We start from the raw sequence: 18,964 nt of genomic DNA, 5'->3' as shown, positions 1-18,964 counted from the left end.
AGGGCTGAGTAGGTGGTATTGGCTTTTTTGTTATTTATCTATATTTTCGAAAAATCCAATCAAATATGAAGGATGCTTAAAAATAAATTCACCTAACTCCGATTTAGAGAATTAGCTGTAAGGGATTTCTTTTAAGATATCGGCCGCAACTGGCAAAGAATCAAATGAAAACTTTTTAAGTGGTTGAATATTGAGAACAAATTATTATGTAACATAGTCAACTCATATGGATAAGTTATTTTTATGTTTTTGGATTAATTGCGACTCTTGAACATGAATTCAAAAAAAGTCCAACACTCTATTGCTTAAAATCAGACATAAAGAAGAGAGTGCTGCATTTGCATCCAAAAAAAAGTCGAGTTTCTTCCATTATAATAGTAGATCAAATAGATCAAATAAGCGGAATTAAGATCAGAGTCTAACTAATGCGACTAAACAAATGAAGATTTGCTGGAAAAGAGAGTTAATTGTGGGTCGATCCTAGGGAAAGCTATGAATTAAAATCGGCATTTTTTCTTGTTATTTCTCAATACTATAGTTAACTTTTTCTATCGAGAAAAACAGGGAGTAAAAAGTGTTAAATCTTGCAGCTAATACCCCTCTGATTTACGCAATTTAACGTTACAAAATGTTAATTTTGTAACGTTGTGTGGAGAAAAAGCAGAACTAGGTTTGATATTCTAAAAATCTCCATGCATGCTAACACACCTTTCTTCAATATTTTGCACTTTAAGTATTTTTTTACCATTTTTCGTTCTGTTTAAAGAAAATAGTATATTTTGTTGATCTATCATATCTTTATTACTCTCGTTCATTTTTTCGATTTTAACAAGCTACTTACGAATTAAATTGACACACATAAAAAACAACCTTAGGCAGAACTAAGGTTGTTTTTGGGGATTTTACTGATTTGATTGTTTAATCGCAGTTGCATTCATCTTTTCCTGTTTTGGGACATTTTGAACGAATCATCTCATTCACCCCCCCTGAACCGGAATGGAAATCAATCAGATGAATTTCTCATCTTTTTCATTATACAGAAATCTATTCTAGTCATATACCCCCCCCGTTTTTAAAATAATTAGAATTAATACCGGGTGTATGATTTTTGTTTGAAATATGATAAAATGATGGGTGATTTATTTCCGCTGAAAGGAAGAAGAAAAATGGATGCACCCACAACAACAAACTACCAAGTGTTGTTATACTATAAATATGTTCATATCGAAAATTACGAAGCTTTAGCAAAAGAACATCTTGCTTTCTGCAAGGAATTAAACTTAAGAGGCAGAGTATCGATCGCTTATGAAGGGATAAACGGAACTGTTTCAGGGACAAAAGAAGAAACAGATAAATATATGGAATACATGCATGATCATCCCCTCTTTCATGATATGCAGTTTAAAATCGATGAGCATGATGGGCATGCATTTAAGAGACTTTCTGTCCGGCCTCGTAAAGAAGTAGTGACATGGAGAATCGATGAAGAAGTTGATCCTAGTCGAGTTACTGGTACTCACTTATCCCCAAAAGAGTTTAACGAGCACTTAAAAAGGGATGATGTGATTGTAATTGATGGTAGAAATGAATTTGAATATGATCTTGGTCATTTTCGAGGGGCGATACGTCCTCAGGTAAATACCACTCGTGAGTTTCCAGAATGGGTACGCAAAAATCTAAGCGAACACAAAGATAAAAAAATTATCACCTATTGTACCGGTGGAATACGGTGCGAAAAATTAACGAGCTTCCTGATCTCCGAAGGATTTGAGGATGTTGCACAGCTTGATGGCGGGATTGTAACTTATGGAAAAGATCCTGAAGTAAAAGGTGAATTATTCGATGGTAAGTGTTATGTGTTTGATGAGCGAATTTCTGTTCCGGTCAATCAAGTGGAACCAGTAATCATTGGTAAGTGTTACCATTGTGATCAACCAGCAGAAACTTATATCAATTGTGCGAATGATTTTTGTCATCGCCAACACATCGTTTGTCCTACCTGCCAGGAAAAATACCAGCATTTCTGCTCTAAAAAATGTGAAGATCTAGTAACACAAAAACAAGTCAAAGAATTAGTGGAGACATCTATATAAAAGATGTCTTTTTTGTAGATACAATTGTCAAATATCTTTATAATTGGTATTTTGCCAGATGTTTTGCAACACTCCTCGCGATTGATTAAAGTCATAACTCCACAATTGGAGGTGACAAGCAGCTTCACACATTAACACCAGAAGCATTGAACTTGCTGTAGACTCCCTCCTTTCTAATATTACTGAATCACGGAAACTCTCTTTTCGCTACACAAGAGATTCTTGTAAGATGATAAAAAAAGAAGCTGAACCATTTTGGTAAAGAGGTTCGGCTTCTTTTTTTACTTCGTTCTCTGTATGTGTAATCCATTCATGCTTCAATATACCCATGATAATCCGATCATAACAATTGCCATCTCGAAGGACAACTGAACGCATCCGGTCTTTTGTGATGAATCCAACTTTTTCATATGTTTTTATCGCATTTTTGTTATATCCTATAACATCTAACTCCACATGATTAAAATTTAGTTCGTGAAATGCGTAACGCAAAATTAATCTTAACTCCTCTGTTCCGTATCCCTTATGTCGATCTCGTCTATTGCCGATACCGATTGCAATTTGTCCTGTTTGATTATTCCATTCAATTGAATGGAATAATCAAATCCGATCAAAGAATCATCTGCTATTGTTCGAATGCTAAATTGCACCCCATCGGCACTTCGGCTTTTTAAATAGCTTTCCGTTTGTAGTTCTTGTAATGTTCTTGGATATGCAAAATCAGTATCTAAGTTTCTTAGTAAATGTCCATCATCATACCAGCTAACCATTTGTTGTGCATCCTCTATTCAAAAAGATGCAAGACGTATAAGATTTCCGTGGAAAAGGGGTGTTTGATTTGGAAACATACTCTATTTCATCCTTTCAACTGGTTATCACCTCATATAACTCCTTTAATTGCACCGACCAAATCATTGGCGTATGCCCCTTTCATTTATGTATCTTATAAAAATACTATGATATTCCTATTTTTTTCTATACATCAAAAAACACAACACATGTTATTTCGCATTTCTACTTTTCGCTGTGCGTAATATACCATTTTTTAGTGTTATCAAAAAACAAAACTGCATATTTTACCATCTCTAAAGCGTCGTAAATGGAAGTTTCTTGTGGATAGTATGATTTTGCGTGAGTATAAAATAACTCTGCATAGGACTTCAAATTGTCATTGGGCAAACATCTAATCGCCAAATTTTTCGGCATATTCCAAATTTGGATGGCATTATCATACTCAATGGATAGCACCTGATATACCAAAGTAGATACTTTTGTACACAACAAACGGATTAAATGAGTTAGCCGATCTTTACCATGATCCAATAGAGCAGTAAGATAGTTTGGCGTATCATATAAACGATATAATGATTCGTGTGCGGAATGCTTTAGTTGTTCATTTGTTGCTTCTTGGATTGGCATCGTTCCAGCGACTATTTTATATGTACCAGGAACAGGGCCTATATATCCATCAGGCAATTGGCTGGAAAGTGCTTTGCATTGGATGTACCGAAAAGGCGTTGTATCTATTTTAGCTAAATCTTGGTGGGCTTTTAAATAAAGCTCTAATGGCAGCATTCCATTCCTCTCGAAAATAGACGGTTTTAAAAATAACTGAAAATCGATATCGCTTGAACCATGAATAAAGCCACCTTTTACAGCAGAACCATGAACGATTAAACCAATAAAAACTTTACCAGTGTGTTTTTTGTAAACATCCATTACTTGTTCTGCAATTTTTTGTACTTCTTTTTTCATTTGATCATGACCCCTTGCTAAATCGATAGCTTGGCAAATTTTTGTGAAACAGTTGGAAATGCTGTTGGTTTCACCTTGTTAGCCGATCATTTCTATCGATATAAGAATTATATAATTGAATATTTACATACTTGTATTTATTAGGAAAAGGCGATCTACAAACCAATTATACACAAAATTCCATACATTGATTTCGTTACGAGAGCTTTTATTTAGTTATTCGTTTTTTGATTAAAATTTGCAACTCTCTCTTTTCTTTTGAATCCTATTTGCAGGTATCTTCCTTTTTCCGATAGACTATAGATACGAATAGGAGACAAAAAAAGAAGGAGGATGAATTTGTTTCACTCTAGAAGGCTACCGGTTAACATCAACCGCTTGATTGGGGATTTACCAGAAGATATCCAAGATTTTTTCCTAGAAATGATAAGTGCAGAGAGATCTCCGCTGACTATTGCCAATTACGCTTATGATTTCTCTTTATTCTTTCGTTTCTTAAAAGAAAAAAATAAAGATATGGATTCGCTTGATGCCATTACCATTAAACGTTTTTTTCGATACATAGAAAACGGATACGAACGTACTGTTTATATTCAAAATTCAGACGGAGAATGGATTACCCGTAAACATTTTCATGAAAACACAAGAAGCGGAAAGCAACGAAAAAGAGCCTCTCTTCGATCATTGTTTCGTTATCTTGTAACCGCGCAAATATTAGATAAAGATCCTATGCAAGCATATGAAGATGCAAGTCTCAAGACAAGGTCAAAACAAAAAGTACCTGTTTTTTTAACAATGGAAGAAGTGTCTCGGCTATTACACGCAGTTCAAACTTATCATAATCGAAAAAAAACAATTTCATGGATTAAATCAAGAGATATATCTATTCTACTTCTTTTGCTAAATACAGGTATGCGGGTATCTGAACTTGTTAGTTTGAATGTAAATAGTTTACAAAAATCCGGAGAATCTTTGCGTATCGTTATCATGGGAAAAGGCGGCAAAGAACGGATGTTGAAGTTGAACGCAGTCGTTGTTAACTCCTTACAGCAATATCTACAGGAAAGACCATCATCTTCTGATGCTGCCCTATTTTTAAATAAAAATAGCTCCAGATTGAGCAGAAAAGGCATCTCTGAACTTATTACAAAATATGTAAAAGAGGCTAAGTTGCCTCCCAAGGCTGCGAATATATCACCACATAAACTTCGTCATACTCTAGCAACCATGTTATTATCCAATGGGGAGAACCTTAGGGTGGTACAAGAAATTTTAGGTCATTCCAGTATTCAGACAACACAAATCTATACACATGTCATCAATACAGAGAAAGACGATGCTCTTGATAAATTGGCGTCGATACAAGCAGACATTCTCTAGAACAACCGTTTGATTTTTCTTGTTTGTTTCGCTATAATGATACAGACCGATGCACTATGTTCGGAATTTTTCGGGAGAAAAGGAGATGAGAGTATGAAGAGCAATAAACTTTCGGAGAGACAACAAGCTATTTTAAACTATATACAAAAAGAAGTATATGACAAAGGATATCCGCCATCAGTTAGAGAAATTGGAGAAGCTGTAGGTTTGGCTTCAAGCTCAACTGTTCATGGACATCTCAATCGCTTAGAGAAAAAAGGATATATTCGTCGTGATCCAACCAAACCAAGGGCTATTGAAATTTTAAATCAGAACTCCTCCAACATTACCAAAAAAGATACAGTTATGGTTCCTCTTGTTGGAAAAGTTACTGCGGGAGAACCCATTACAGCTGTAGAGAATATTGAAGATTACTTTCCACTCCCCACTCGAATAGCCGGAACAGATCAGACTACTTTTCTGTTATCTGTACAAGGTGATAGCATGGTTAATGCTGGTATCATGGATGGAGATTATGTTGTGGTTCGTCAGCAACATACTGCTGTGAATGGAGAGATTGTTGTTGCAATGACTGGTGAAGGTGAAGCTACAGTGAAGCGTTTTTTCAAAGAAGGTGACCACATTCGACTTCAGCCAGAAAACGACCGTTTGCAACCACTTCGCCTTCCTCAAGTCACCATACTTGGAAAAGTAGTTAGTTTGATAAGAGAAATTGTATAAATGACAAAAAAAGCTCTTATATTAGGAGCTAGCGGGTTAGTGGGGAATACATTGACTAACTTGCTCTGTAATGACATAGCATATGATGAAATACATATTCTAGTAAGAAGATCATTAAATTTCGCACATGATAAATTAATAGAGCATGTTATCAATTTTGAACACCTTAGCTCCTATTCTTCTTTATTTGAAGTGAATGATGTTTTTTGTTGCTTAGGGACTACCATGAAGAGAGCCAAAACAAAAGAAGCGTTTTATCAAGTTGATCATGATTATGTTTTAGAAGCAGCTAAACTAGCATCGATTCATCATGCTAAATTTCTAGTAGTAAGCTCGATGGGTGCAGATCCTCATTCTATGTTTTACTACAGTAGAGTCAAAGGTGAAATGGAGCGATCTTTACAGAGCTTAAATCTACCTGTTTTGTACATCTTCCGCCCTTCCCTACTACTTGGATATCGGGCAGAATTTCGATTTGGAGAAACACTAGTAACCCCGGTTAGTAAATGGTTGTTAAGAGGTCCATTGGTTCGGTATAAACCTAATCATGCTAAGACCGTTGCCAATGCAATGTGTACTGCCGCAAAACTGAGCAACACGGGAACACACATATATACTTCAATCGATATAGAAAAAATAGGACAAGGTGTTTATTAAGTGTAAGAATAAAGGTCAAATTCTCACGTAGGTGGAATTTGACCTTTATTCTTTTGGGCGATTTTGATCATTTGGTATAATGACGATCTATATGTCATTTTTAAAATAGAAAAAACCAATCTCTACTTTGTATAGAAATCGGTTGTTAGCAGACAAATCATTATCTATCGTCTAAACACACGAAAGTGCCTCACTCCGTCGTTATTTGCCAATGTATATCATATTTGTCAGATAATGCCCCATAAGATTCACTCCAAAAAGTTTTTTGTAATGGCATCTGCACTTGCCCACCTTGGGATAACTTTTCAAAGATCTTTTTCGATTCTTCTTTACTTTCTACTACAATAGCGATGGATACATTTGAACCTATTTGATGGGGTTGCCCTGGGAAAGTATCGGAGAACATCAAATCTGTGTCCCCTACTTTTAATAAAGCATGTGCAATTCGATCTTTTGCTTCTTCTGGTAAAGGAAATGATGGATCAGCTGGCATTTCACCAAATGTTTGAGACGTAATTATTTTTGCACCAATGGCATCTTGGTAAAATTTGATTGCTTCTTTTGTTGTTCCGTTTAGTGTAATGTATGGAGTTAAACGCAAAGCCACGAAAATCCCTCTTCTCTTGTTCTTTGGTTTGAAAAGCTGATTTGATCCTAACATAATGAAAATCATGATACAAACAAATGTTTCTTTTGTATGTTTGTATTTTTCTTACAATGATAGTAGCATTTTCAAACATCCGAAAAGAATGGATACATAAATATGAACTAGTGGCTGGCATAATATTGAATGATAAAATCACGAAATGCATGCGCTACTTTGGATAAATAATGATTTTTTCTCCATGCCAGTCGAAAAATACGTCGACAATCAGGTTGCTCTATTGGTAAGAGAATAAGGGAAGGTTCTTTTACTTTTGCAATCTCAGCTAAAAAAGCGATCCCCATACCTTCTTTTACAAAGGTACTTACTACAGTAGAATCATCTACCTCACATGCAAGCTTCGGTTTGAATCCTGCTCGTTTACAAAAATCATCTGTTAATATTCGAAAACTATTTTTTTCATCTAAACCAATAAATGGTTCATTTGCTACTTCGTACAATGAAATACTCTTACGCTTGGATAAGCGATGACCGGAGGGTACAGCCAAAAAAATTTCTTCCGTCAGAAAATCAATACTCTCCACTTCGGGATGATCGATCGGAAGTGTGGTAATACAAAAATCTAGTTCTCCCTCTTGGAGGAGTTCTATTTTTTTCTCATGCAACGAATTTTGGGTAAGGCGAAGGTTGACATCAGGATACATGGATAAAAAAGGACCAACTATTTCTGTATCGCACTTGTGATTGGTAGTTGCTAGTGAAATACGACCTTGTTTCAACCCTGCTTGATCGATAACTTGTTGTTTTCCCTCTTCTAGTATAGTATCCGGCTACCAGTGAAGGTGCTGTACCAGGAATAGCGAATAATGCAGATCTTAAAGTTGTGATCTCATTAGATGATTTAAAAGTGTAATGATAAATTTGCATCGTTTAATGCGATTCTCCCCCAGAAACAAATTTCAACCCCACTATTCCCGCTACGATGAGCAAAATAAATAAAATCCTCATAAAATCACGAGATTCTCCTAAATAAATCATTCCAAATATGACTGTTCCAACTGCCCCTATGCCTGTCCAGATTGTATACGCAGTCCCAATTGGTAATGTTCGAAGGGCTAACGATAATAAATACAAACTAATAATCATCGAAATGATCGTGAAAATACTAGGGACTAATTTAGTGAAACTTTGGGTATATTTCAATCCTACTGCCCAACCCATTTCAAAAACACCTGCAATGATAAGGTAAAACCAAGCCATCCTTCATCCTCCTAACCTGCTGTTAATTGATCACGTTCTTGTAATTCCGAAATACGAAACTTTCTGCGTTGACCTAAAAAAGTAAGAGCAAGCGACCCAATTAGATACAATAGGATCATCATAAAAGGTTTTATAAGTTCCGCAGGTTGATGATAAACAATAATATGTCTTAGACCATTTACCCCATAAGACATAGGAAGTAATGGGCTGATGACTTGGAAAACATGCGGGATAAGGTCTACCGGAAACGTTCCCCCACTTGATACCAACTGGAGTACCAATAATACAATACTTACCAGTCTGCCTGGTCCGCTTCCAAGTAAACTAATCAAGGCCCCGATTAATGCAATAGACATAAACGAAATACAAAGTAAAAATAGATAGTAAAAGAATGGTTGCTTGATAGGCAAACCGAGCACATAATGAATAACAATCCCTGTAACCATCGATTGAAATATACCAAAAGGTACAAAAGTCAAAAGCTTTCCGATTTGTATAAACCACGGATGGGAAGGATACAAACGCCACCGCAACTCACTAGCAGGAACAGCAAAATACAACATTAATCCTCCGATCCATAGAGAAAGCGGTAAAAAATATGGCGCGAGCCCTACTCCGTATAGATTTACTTTGTATATGCTTTGATCCAAAATCTCGATTGGGTTAGAAATGATACTGGATAAAGTAGAGGGATCAGCTTGTTGTTCTTTGGTAGCTTGGGTTAATTTATCCGCTAATTTCTTATTCCCTTCCTTTAATTTTTTTGCTCCAATGATCATCTGAGGAAGAGGTTTGATGATTTCTTGAAGACCGTTGTTTAATGCGGTGGTACCCTTTTTTAGTTCTTTTGCCCCGTTATTGAGTTGCTTCGCACCAAATGCAACTTGATTTGCTCCTTTGTCTAGTTGTTTTATTTGTTGTAACTTTACTTGGAGGTTGTTTATTTTGGAAACGACTGTATCTAGCTGATCACCTATATGTTCGATCGTATCCACTCGATTTTTGATCATACTAACTTGATCCAATAATGGTTTTCTTTCTGGATGATCAGCTAATGAGGCTTCGAGATCTTGCTCTAGATTCATCATTGCTGTTTTTATATTCGTGATTTCGGTTTTTATCTTATCGGTATTTACGTTATGTACAGATTTTAGTTTGGTAATAACATCATTGATTTTATCAGCTTCCAAGGCTAATTGATGTGTTCCTGATGCTACTTTATTGGTGCCGTCAACTAATTGAGATGTACCCGTAACGAACTGGGCAGATCCTCGATCTACTTTTTTTGCCCCTTCTGCTGCTTTATGTAATGCTTGTTGTAACAAATCCAAACCGGTTTCTAATTTTTCTGCCCCTGCTGACAGTTGATTTGCCCCTTCTGCTGCTTGAGAAATACCTGATTTAGCTTGTAGAAGAAGAGATAAGATATTTTCTACATACTGATTGGTAAATGTATTAGAAACCTCTGATGCCATTTCTGACTCGATGCGACTAGCGATGGTACCTGCAATATAGTTTTTCCCTTCATTTCGAATGAAAACAAGTTGAGATTTTACGGGTTTTGAAGAAGTAATGGATAAAGATCGCTGTGTAAAATCAACAGGAATTTTTACAACTAAATAATAGCGATCTCCTGCTATTCCTTTTTCCGCTATTTGGGAGCTTACTGTTTCCCAACGAAGATCTATTTTTTTTTGCAGCTGTTTTGCTAATTCTTCTCCATAATTCACGTGTTCTCCATGATACACGCCTCCCTTATCTTCCATCACAAGGGCAACTGGCAACTTATGCAGAGCACCGTAAGGATTCCAAAATGCATATAGATATAATCCGCAATAAAGAAGAGGGATAAATAAGATAGCCAAAATAGCTAACCGAGAAAGGTTATTACGAAGTAAACGTAACCACTGCGTTTTCGCCACATTCCATATGATCATCTTTTATTCTCCTCTAACAACATCGTCTTACTACAACGTGATGCTGTGTATTGGTCGTGAGTGGTAATGGATATTGCAAATCCTTCCTGTTTTTGAATATCCAATAGATGATCCCAGATAGCTTGCCATTTCCCTTTTGTTAGATGGCGTTCTGGATGATCCAAAAGAAGTAACTTTGGGTAGTGTACCAATGCCATGGCGATTTCACTGCATCGCATGTAATCCTCATTTAAATCCCTCAATCTTTCTTTTTGAACCGATTGAAGACCCCATTGCTCGATTAATTGGTCTGTTCGCTTATTGGCATTCCTTACTCCGAATAACGAACTATGTTGGATGAGTGATTCTCTAACTCGAAGCTCTGTAAAAAAAGGAGTAAAGTTTGGGATTGGTCCCATTCCAACATCAGAAGGTTTGATCGGATGTTTTTGACTGTTTTCCAATAAAAATACATCGCCTTTACTCGGATTTATATATCCTCCGAGTAAAAAATAGAAAGGAATCTGTTGCTTTATTTCTCCTCCTAGAAAAGCGAATTGCTCCATGGGGAATAATTCCATGTTCCATTGCTGTATTACATATTCTTTTTTCGTTTGAAGACTTATGTTGTTATATACGAACTTCCATTCCGTTTTCATCATTCACTCCTGCTGCGTTTGTTTACTCTTACTATGCTTGTAAACAATAGGAAGTATGTAAAATTAATAAATTAACCCTGTGTTATTCAGTTCTACTTCTATATGAGTGACAATTTTTATGTTGGGGTAGTCTTTCCACTGATTATTAGATCCACTCATCTATAGTTTTCTTGTCCGGAACAAAAAAATGATTCATGAAGACTTTATTAACTCTACTGTTAAGAACTTTTTAATTGGGATCACCAAGAAAAATTCATTTGTCAATTAATCTATATACTGGAGTAGCTATTACCGTGCCATGCCATCTCTGAGATGGTTCATTAGCGAAAAAAGCGCCCCTTATTCATACGATTTTCATCAAAAAAGAGCCATCCACTGGATGACTCATCTTATAGTTTCTGAACAGCCGTGTGCTCTATCCAGAGATATGATACTTCCAAAATATACCGATCGGTCTTTTGACATTTTTCGTAGTTAGACAGTTATTTAATGACTAAAAGTATGTCTAAATGTGTATTTTTCGTGAAGTGATTTTATATTATAGCGACAATGCTTTTTTGTTAATATCCATTAATAGTTCATTAATTTTTTGATAATCAGGGGTTTTTGGAAGCTTTGATTTTTCTAAAGCAACATTTAATTGATTATCATACATTTCGATCATTTCTAGTGCGTCTTTCAATGAATACTTACCATTTCTACAATCAAGCAGTAATTGTCTGTTAGAGCGAAACGTACTAAAGTCACCTGTTTCTAAAATCTCAATCGCACTGGTGAGAAGTCTAATACTATGCATGAAAAACTTTGTATCATAGCCATACGCATCAACTAAGTCTTGTCTTCCTGTATCGTTATTTTTTTTCGCTTTTAATTTTTGAATTTGGGAATACGCATACCCACCAAACTTAATTTTGATATGTTTTGATAAGAAATAGTGGCGATTATCAATGAGCCTTTGTCCTAATGATGTTACTTTTAAGTAATCTTGTTGCCTTGAAAAAAGAATTTCAATATTATTAGGTACACCTTGCAGCGCGTCTTTTACAAATTTATTGATATGAATAATGGTGACATCTATATCGTCTTTTGTATTACGGAAGTTTTTTCCTCCACTTTTATTATATTCATTAAAAGAATCTAAACCTAAGTAATACTCAATAGGAGGTATGCAAACTCCCTTGTAGTCTCTATCCGAAGTTTCCGTATTTGTTCCATAAGCATAACTTCCTGTTGGTGCAAGAATAATCGTTCTTTCCTCAAGCCATCTTAAGTTGCTGTTTTCCAAGTTTAACTTACTCACCTAACATTACTCCTAACACTAAACTTTTTATCCTTGTTGGTCTTTGGGTTTTATTTACTCATTCGTTGCAGAATGCTGATTTTAGTATAATCCCTTGTTAAGGCATATAGCCACCCAAAGCATTTTGAATACAAGAATGAAAAAAACAATCGACTAAACATTAATCGATTGTTTTTTATCTGTTTTTATATATGCATTTAACATCATATCCTTATTTGGATACAAGTGAAGTGGAAGCATGAACAAAATGCTCGATACGATCAAATGCTTCTTTTAGATTATCCATAGAAGTTGCATAAGAAATACGGATATAATCATCTGCCCCAAATGCAGAACCAGGAACAACTGCAACTAGTTCGTCTTTGAGCAAGGCAGTCGACCACTCGTCAACCGAGCCATACTTCGAACCAAGAGCATCTTTTATATGAATAAAAGCATAAAACGCACCTGGTGGAGTAATGCATCGGAATCCAGCTATGTTTTGGATTCTTTCAATCACATAATCTCTTCTTTCCTTAAAAGCGGATAGCATGGTAGCTACTGGTTCTTGGGTACCCGTTAATGCAGCAATCGCGGCATATTGGGCAATCGATGTTGGATTAGAAGTGCTATGACTCTGTAAATCCGTCATTGCTTGAATGATTTCTTGTGGTCCAGCTGCATAGCCAATTCTCCAACCTGTCATCGCATATGTTTTGGAAACCCCAGTGATAATGATTGTACGTTGGAAAAATTCCTCATCCAACGAAGCGATGCTTACATGCGGTTTTCCATCATAAATGAGATGTTCATAAATTTCATCGGAGATGATAAGCAAATCATGTTTGACGCAAACGTCACCAAGCTCTTTCAATTCTTGTGCGCTATAGATCATACCTGTCGGATTGGATGGAGAGTTTAATATCAACGCTTTCGTGTTGGAGGTAATTGCTTCCTCTAATTGAGATGCGGTAATTTTTAAATGATTCTCTTCTTTCCCTTCCACGATTACAGAAGATCCTCCGGCTAGTTTGACTTGCTCAATATAACTGACCCAATATGGAGCAGGAACAATCACTTCGTCTCCATCGTTTAAAATTACTTGGAACAGATTATAAAGTCCTTCTTTTCCTCCAACAGTAACCATAATTTCTTTTGGGCTGTATGTAAGTCTGTTCTCGTTTTCGAACTTTGCTATGATTGCATCCTTTAATTCTTTAATCCCGCCAGATGCTGTGTATTTCGTATAACCTTTATCCATTGCATCCTTTGCAGCAGCTAAGATGTGCTCTGGCGTATTGAAATCAGGTTCTCCAGCTCCTAGCCCTACTACATTGTGACCTTGTTGCTTCAATGAATTTGCTGTTGCCGTGATTGCCAATGTTGGTGATGGTGATAATTGTTTTACTCGATCGGAAAGTTTTGTCATTGCTCTCCTATCCTCTCTAATTCTTGTTTATTTCTTTTATGATACCACCATTACGTATGATCTACCAGATGCTTTGCTTCCCTCGCGATCATCAGCTCCTCATTTGTTGGTACAACTAATACTTTTACTTTGGAGTTTGACGTGCTTATTTCTCTTGTTTCTTTCGATCGTGTATTATTTTTTTCTCTGTCAATTTCAATTCCAAAAAAACTAAGTTGATCACATACTTCTTGTCTTACAAAGGAAGAATTTTCTCCAACACCTGCAGTAAAGAGTAAAATATCTACTCCATTCATTGCTGCAATGTACGAACCGATTGTTTTGCGTAATTTATACAAATACATGTCTATTGCCAACTTTGCTTGTATATTGCCTTCTTCCATTGCTTGTGTAATCTCACGCATATCACTCGACATACCTGTTACTCCCAATAACCCACTGTGTTTGTTCATCATAGATTGAATTTCAATCAATGTCAGATCTTCTTTTGCAATTACATAGGGAACAATTGCTGGATCTATATCTCCACAACGAGTACCCATCATTAATCCTTCCAGCGGGGTCATCCCCATACTTGTATCTACAGAAATGCCATTTTCGATAGCTGTAACACTTGCTCCATTTCCGATATGAGCAGAGATGATTTTTAGATCAGATAGAGATTTTTCAAAAAACAAACTTGCTTGTTCAGAGACATATTGGTGGGAAGTCCCATGAAATCCATAGCGACGAACTTTGTGCCGTGTGTATAAAACATAAGGTAATGCATATAAAAAAGCATGTTTTGGCATGGTTTGATGAAAGGCAGTATCAAATACAGCGACATGAATAGCATTAGGGAGTTGTTGTTCCGCTGCTCCTATTCCTAATAGATTTGGAGGGTTGTGTAAAGGCGCTAAATCGACTGTTTTTCGAATAGCCTGTCTGACTTCACTGGTAATAATTACAGATTTAGAGAAGTGTTCCCCACCATGTACTACGCGGTGTCCAACTGCTGCCACTTCATCTTCACTAGTGATAACTCCATCATTTTTGTCCATTAATAACCTTAAGACTAAATGTAATCCTTCTCGATGATCCAGAATCTCCGCTGTTCGCATCTTTTCTTCTGTTCCTGTTACTTCATAGGTAACAATGGCACTTTCAGTACCTATTTTCTCCACTAAACCTTTGGCTATAACCGATTCATCATCCATTTCAAATAACTCATATTTAATAGAAGAACTCCCGCAATTAATGACTAAAATTTTCATGCCTTACCGCTCCGTTTCTGATTTATATGCATATACAATATAAATTGCCATAGACATTCGAATGCTATTCTACTCTTTTTTTACAGTAGATTAAAGTGTGGAACAAAAAAAGAAAATTTAATCAAATATAAATGGTGAAAATCAATACACACTTAAATATATTGCCTGTGCAATTCTTGCTCAACCTTCACGCCTGTTACTTGGATAAGGGTAAATCCCTTTCGTAATATCGTATGAAACATTCTAGGCTTGTACTTGTGAAATGCCTGTTCCTATAAAATTTTGTATTCTTTATTTTACAGTTCAATTCGATTATTAATTTGAAAGACATCCCAATTAATTATGTAAATTTTATAGACCTAAAATTCGGTTTTTTTATGTGCTGTTGGTTCAATCGTAAATAGCAGCAGCATTATAGGGGTACCGCCACATGCCCATCAAGCTAAGAAAAATGGATACCCTCAAAATGAAAAAAATGAGCTGCATTTTCTCTGGAACATCCTCAGAAAAAGTACTCATTTCTCATGTTTAGTGATGTGGCAACTGTTTAGCTTGATGGCTATGGGGTACCGCCAACATTTTGTAAAAATCCTACACTAAGAGATTCAAAATGAAAAAACAGTCGATTTTCTCTATACTTAGAATGAATCCCTCAGCCATTCGAACCGATGAGGAATTCATTCTTTAATTCGTTCTCAGTGGTCTGAGATTGTGTAAACCAATCGTTCGATCAAAGTTATACTTGCATTCCCCTAAGGGATTAATGTATTGCCAACCTAGTGGGGAGATGTGACTCAATAGATGTTCTGAAAAAGGATTCATCTGCATCAAACACTCCGTTCTTCCTTCATCCATTGTTGTTTCAATCGTGATGTCAATCCTCTCAAGTAAAGTTCCTAGAATGTATAGAGTCGGTACTTTTCTACCTATCTGAACATAATGGACTTTGATTTTTCAGGCAAGATCCTAACAAAAATGCGGAAAGTCCCAATTTCAAAACAAAATTCGGAACAATGATAAAATAAAAATGATTTGAGGCTGCACATGAGCAACTTCAAATCATTTTCCCAATTATTATAGAGATGGCACCAAAACCAGTCTTCGCTCCCTCTACCCCTAAAAGATATGACCGAATACGCTTTAAACCTCTCTTTTTCGCTCAGGGTGGTAGATAATTCTAATGTAATCTGTATCCCGACTATCCATATCCCCAAGATATTTTCGTTCATGCTCCGGAATTAATTCATATAATTCTTTTAACCTGGCTCTTGCGGGCTCGGAAGGATATTCAAGATAGTCGTAATAAGCTTCTCTGCATTTCTCTAACGACGTTTCGCTTCCGTTCAACTTTTGATAAGTATCGACTAGCTGTTTATACTTTTCAATTGAGTCGGCGCTATACACTACTTCTCCAAACGTAATTTTGCCCAGATCTTCAAAAACTATAGTGGTTGGATTAGTAAAGCTAGTAAATAAGGTTCCGTTTTGAAAGTATTCTTCAATATCATCTATTTCAAAATTCAATTCAAATTTCGTCGTATAACAAGTTACACGCCCATCCTTATAAATAACTAGATTAGCCAAATAGTTCTTATCCTGATGCTTAAGAAAGATGGTGAACGCTTCACCTTCAGTGGTTTGATACCCTATTTCATTTTTTACATAAAACTCACTTGCTTGCGGGGAATATATTACTCTTCTGCTTGTTTGTAGTTGTATTTCATCCTCAGAGATTGTATACATGTTCTCCATTTTCGGATTTAGACGTTTGACAGTATCTCTTATATGCCTTAAATAACCCGCTTTATTATATTTCCATTCAGCCGATTGTACTTTGTAAGTCCCTAGTCCATATATCGAAATGTTTTCACTGTCTGGAACCTGTGAAACTATCCAACTATGCGTCATTTTTTTCTTTAGACCAGCCAGATCCACCAATTCCCAGCAGTTTACCATTCCATCTTCATATACATCTATATTGACATAGTGGTACTGAATATTATTAATGATTCCGGGTACTCTGGTTCCTTCTATTCTTTTTTGTCTACTGATTTTTTGCATGTTCTCCATCGCCTCTTAGTCTATGATTTTTAACCTGTAGATGTCGGTTCCTTTTTTCCATGCTCTTATTATAATTTATTCCCCCCCTTTCTAAGGCCTAGTGACAGAGTTTCTACCATAGACCGCAAAGTAGCATCATGATGTAAATTATCAAACACTTTCATTCAGTCATATAAATGAGAGGTGGTTACTTTGTGTCAACATGCAAGAAGTATGGATACAAAGTAACCACCTTTTGAACGCTCGGAAGTGTATCAGTTATGGAGATAGGAAAGGGCACCCTTGAGGAGCCAGCCCACAGACCAGACTCATGATAACGAACCAGATGAATGAGACCACCCACAGGCTGGGTCACTCGTGTGGAGTTCCATCGTGAAAGTACGATTCCATATCAATTTACGTATCAATGACGAGATCTCAGTTATTGATGAAATAATGGCTGTCGCCAGTGACCCGGACGAAGTCGACCAACAACTTGAATTAAATGGTGCATCGTGCGTCCTAAACGATCTAACGGCCAAACCATCAAAGTGTCTTCAGAACGAACATAACGAACAGTCTGCGTTGGACCTAAATTACAACCATAGCAAAACGCAGTAGTAAGATATCGCTCTTCAGGATAATCTATTTTTGCATCATGACCTGAAATCGAACCAAAAATGCATGTCCAATTCAGCCAATATTCCGTATCCGCGGGTAGATAAGCGCAAAAACAGGACATAGTCTAGGAATATTTCCAAGAGTGGCACTTTAATGTGCGAATAGGTGCCATACCCCATAATAGATTGTCTATGTGGTAGCACTTACTCTGGTTTTGCAACAATCAATCGGAGAGCACCAGTAAAAGTGGACTGCGTTCGATAATGACCATATTTGCGATCCCATTCCCCTGATTTTAGCTCCTCCTCTAAAGATTGAACATATTGTTTTTCAATCTCACCAGGTAAAAATCCCCAAGCAGACTGAGCTGCTCTCACTTCTTTTTCTAGAAAAGCTTCTGGGCGACCATAAAACGCTTCTTGAAAACCATCTTTACAATCTAAGGGAATTGGTATTTTCTGAATCTCTATTTCTCCACCTAATACTTCTGTCAGGTAAGCAATGGCGGGATATCGTTTTCTCTCTATTTCAATAAGCTCAGGAAAATAATTCACATTCCAAAATTCATCGAGTGCATCTGGATCGAAGGTTAGAACTAAAATCTGACCTTTTGTAACACGTCTTATCTCTTCAAGGCCAGCCTTTATATCTGGCCAATGGTGTACCGTAACCATCGCCATTGCAGCATCAAATGCATCGTCATCAAATGGAAGATGATCTGCAAATCCATGAATCGCAGGTACTTTATTCGTAACAGCTCTTTGCGCTCGCATTACCTTGGAAGGTTCAATTGCTATCACGTAACGATCCTTTGGTTCATAGGATCCAGCGCCAGCACCGATATTAAGCACTGTTTTTGCTACTCCTAGGGTATTGTGGACATAAGATGATATACGATTATCGGTCTGACGAATAGTGGAATATCTTTGACCTGTCTTGTCATAATTAAATGCGGGATTTGTGATTTCGATCATAATAACATCTCCTATAGTTATAGTCTATGGTTTATAAACATCATATAACTTTTGAATTGTTGAAGAAACTAAATAGAAATGTTTCCCAGTTTGGTCCCATTCCTCACACATCCTAATTGGGAAATATCACTAATTTATGTCCCGTTTTTACATGTATCTCCCCGTTACCCCCAGTAACGTTTGTTCCGTTTTTTTGTTTGACGCTCCCATACTCTATTCGTAAGTAACTAAAAATTTTGTTTTGATGGTTATATAATAAATGCGATCTTAATTTATTGATGCTCTAGGAGATTCAAAAGGAAGAGAAGGCGGTTGTCGATTCAG

The 18,964-nt window shown here is 36.5% G+C and carries 15 protein-coding genes and 2 pseudogenes; 4 read left to right on the top strand and 13 right to left on the bottom strand.

The window, feature by feature from the left end:
- Positions 1-1,166: 1,166 nt before the first annotated feature.
- Positions 1,167-2,093 (top strand): oxygen-dependent tRNA uridine(34) hydroxylase TrhO, encoded by a 927-nt coding sequence (gene trhO, locus A3GQ_RS0111780; protein ID WP_028777224.1) that lies wholly within the window; start codon positions 1,167-1,169, stop codon positions 2,091-2,093.
- A 303-nt stretch (positions 2,094-2,396) separates the two neighbouring features.
- Here the strand turns inward: trhO and A3GQ_RS24205 are convergent.
- Both A3GQ_RS24205 and A3GQ_RS0111770 read right to left on the bottom strand, forming a co-directional pair.
- A pseudogene (locus A3GQ_RS24205) lies at positions 2,397-2,863 on the bottom strand (GNAT family N-acetyltransferase); the annotation flags it as partial.
- 244 nt (positions 2,864-3,107) lie between these two features.
- The gene (locus tag A3GQ_RS0111770; RefSeq protein WP_028777223.1) at positions 3,108-3,848 is read right to left on the bottom strand and encodes a hypothetical protein; all 741 of its coding nucleotides are present in this window, start codon (positions 3,846-3,848) and stop codon (positions 3,108-3,110) included.
- A 339-nt stretch (positions 3,849-4,187) separates the two neighbouring features.
- On the opposite strand from A3GQ_RS0111770, the gene A3GQ_RS0111765 reads away from it, so the two are divergent.
- From A3GQ_RS0111765 to A3GQ_RS0111755, 3 genes are all read left to right on the top strand, one after another.
- Positions 4,188-5,228 (top strand): tyrosine-type recombinase/integrase, encoded by a 1,041-nt coding sequence (locus A3GQ_RS0111765; protein WP_028777222.1) that lies wholly within the window; start codon positions 4,188-4,190, stop codon positions 5,226-5,228.
- A 93-nt stretch (positions 5,229-5,321) separates the two neighbouring features.
- Positions 5,322-5,948: a transcriptional repressor LexA gene (gene lexA / locus A3GQ_RS0111760; RefSeq protein ID WP_028777221.1), complete on the top strand. Its 627-nt coding sequence runs from the start codon at positions 5,322-5,324 to the stop codon at positions 5,946-5,948.
- The gene (locus A3GQ_RS0111755; RefSeq protein WP_028777220.1) at positions 5,949-6,605 is read left to right on the top strand and encodes a Rossmann-fold NAD(P)-binding domain-containing protein; all 657 of its coding nucleotides are present in this window, start codon (positions 5,949-5,951) and stop codon (positions 6,603-6,605) included.
- A 190-nt stretch (positions 6,606-6,795) separates the two neighbouring features.
- Here the strand turns inward: A3GQ_RS0111755 and A3GQ_RS0111750 are convergent, their stop codons facing one another.
- From A3GQ_RS0111750 to A3GQ_RS0111695, 11 genes and pseudogenes are all read right to left on the bottom strand, one after another.
- Positions 6,796-7,212: a VOC family protein gene (locus A3GQ_RS0111750; RefSeq protein WP_028777219.1), complete on the bottom strand. Its 417-nt coding sequence runs from the start codon at positions 7,210-7,212 to the stop codon at positions 6,796-6,798.
- 161 nt (positions 7,213-7,373) lie between these two features.
- Complete coding sequence (locus tag A3GQ_RS24200; RefSeq protein ID WP_051271655.1) at positions 7,374-7,988, bottom strand: LysR substrate-binding domain-containing protein; 615 nt, start codon at positions 7,986-7,988, stop codon at positions 7,374-7,376.
- 151 nt (positions 7,989-8,139) lie between these two features.
- Positions 8,140-8,469, bottom strand: coding sequence for a quaternary ammonium compound efflux SMR transporter SugE (sugE, locus tag A3GQ_RS0111740; RefSeq protein ID WP_028777218.1), 330 nt, complete (start codon positions 8,467-8,469; stop codon positions 8,140-8,142).
- 11 nt (positions 8,470-8,480) lie between these two features.
- Complete coding sequence (locus A3GQ_RS0111735) at positions 8,481-10,406, bottom strand: YhgE/Pip domain-containing protein (protein WP_028777217.1); 1,926 nt, start codon at positions 10,404-10,406, stop codon at positions 8,481-8,483.
- A complete protein-coding gene (locus A3GQ_RS0111730) occupies positions 10,403-11,044 on the bottom strand; it encodes an ATP-binding cassette domain-containing protein (protein ID WP_028777216.1) in 642 nt (213 codons plus the stop codon). The genes A3GQ_RS0111735 and A3GQ_RS0111730 overlap by 4 nt, the downstream gene beginning before the upstream one ends.
- 538 nt (positions 11,045-11,582) lie before the next feature.
- On the bottom strand, positions 11,583-12,344 hold the full coding sequence (locus A3GQ_RS0111725; protein WP_028777215.1) for a nucleotidyltransferase domain-containing protein: 762 nt from the start codon (positions 12,342-12,344) through the stop codon (positions 11,583-11,585).
- Between the two features lie 211 nt (positions 12,345-12,555).
- Positions 12,556-13,752, bottom strand: a complete 1,197-nt coding sequence (locus tag A3GQ_RS0111720) for a pyridoxal phosphate-dependent aminotransferase (protein ID WP_028777214.1) — start codon at positions 13,750-13,752, stop codon at positions 12,556-12,558.
- Between the two features lie 50 nt (positions 13,753-13,802).
- Positions 13,803-15,005, bottom strand: coding sequence for an acetate/propionate family kinase (locus tag A3GQ_RS0111715; protein WP_028777213.1), 1,203 nt, complete (start codon positions 15,003-15,005; stop codon positions 13,803-13,805).
- A 1,140-nt stretch (positions 15,006-16,145) separates the two neighbouring features.
- On the bottom strand, positions 16,146-17,066 hold the full coding sequence (locus A3GQ_RS0111705; RefSeq protein WP_028777212.1) for a DUF7638 domain-containing protein: 921 nt from the start codon (positions 17,064-17,066) through the stop codon (positions 16,146-16,148).
- Positions 17,067-17,598: 532 nt separating this feature from the next.
- Positions 17,599-17,766, bottom strand: a pseudogene (locus A3GQ_RS26990) (Tn3 family transposase); the annotation flags it as partial.
- 103 nt (positions 17,767-17,869) lie between these two features.
- Positions 17,870-18,640 (bottom strand): class I SAM-dependent methyltransferase, encoded by a 771-nt coding sequence (locus A3GQ_RS0111695; RefSeq protein ID WP_028777210.1) that lies wholly within the window; start codon positions 18,638-18,640, stop codon positions 17,870-17,872.
- Positions 18,641-18,964: the final 324 nt, after the last annotated feature.

The organism is Shimazuella kribbensis DSM 45090 (assembly GCF_000428065.1).
Lineage (GTDB): Bacteria > Bacillota > Bacilli > Thermoactinomycetales > Thermoactinomycetaceae > Shimazuella > Shimazuella kribbensis.
This window is presented reverse-complemented; position numbering and strand designations above follow the sequence as displayed.

Coding starts and splice junctions, on each gene's coding strand:
- lexA (WP_028777221.1), top strand. CDS start 5,322: ATGAAGAGCAATAAACTTTCGGAGAGACAACAAGCTATTTTAAACTAT.
- A3GQ_RS0111735 (WP_028777217.1), bottom strand. CDS start 10,406: ATGATCATATGGAATGTGGCGAAAACGCAGTGGTTACGTTTACTTCGT.
- sugE (WP_028777218.1), bottom strand. CDS start 8,469: ATGGCTTGGTTTTACCTTATCATTGCAGGTGTTTTTGAAATGGGTTGG.
- trhO (WP_028777224.1), top strand. CDS start 1,167: ATGGATGCACCCACAACAACAAACTACCAAGTGTTGTTATACTATAAA.
- A3GQ_RS0111770 (WP_028777223.1), bottom strand. CDS start 3,848: ATGAAAAAAGAAGTACAAAAAATTGCAGAACAAGTAATGGATGTTTAC.
- A3GQ_RS0111715 (WP_028777213.1), bottom strand. CDS start 15,005: ATGAAAATTTTAGTCATTAATTGCGGGAGTTCTTCTATTAAATATGAG.
- A3GQ_RS0111730 (WP_028777216.1), bottom strand. CDS start 11,044: ATGAAAACGGAATGGAAGTTCGTATATAACAACATAAGTCTTCAAACG.
- A3GQ_RS0111755 (WP_028777220.1), top strand. CDS start 5,949: ATGACAAAAAAAGCTCTTATATTAGGAGCTAGCGGGTTAGTGGGGAAT.
- A3GQ_RS0111695 (WP_028777210.1), bottom strand. CDS start 18,640: ATGATCGAAATCACAAATCCCGCATTTAATTATGACAAGACAGGTCAA.
- A3GQ_RS0111720 (WP_028777214.1), bottom strand. CDS start 13,752: ATGACAAAACTTTCCGATCGAGTAAAACAATTATCACCATCACCAACA.
- A3GQ_RS0111705 (WP_028777212.1), bottom strand. CDS start 17,066: ATGCAAAAAATCAGTAGACAAAAAAGAATAGAAGGAACCAGAGTACCC.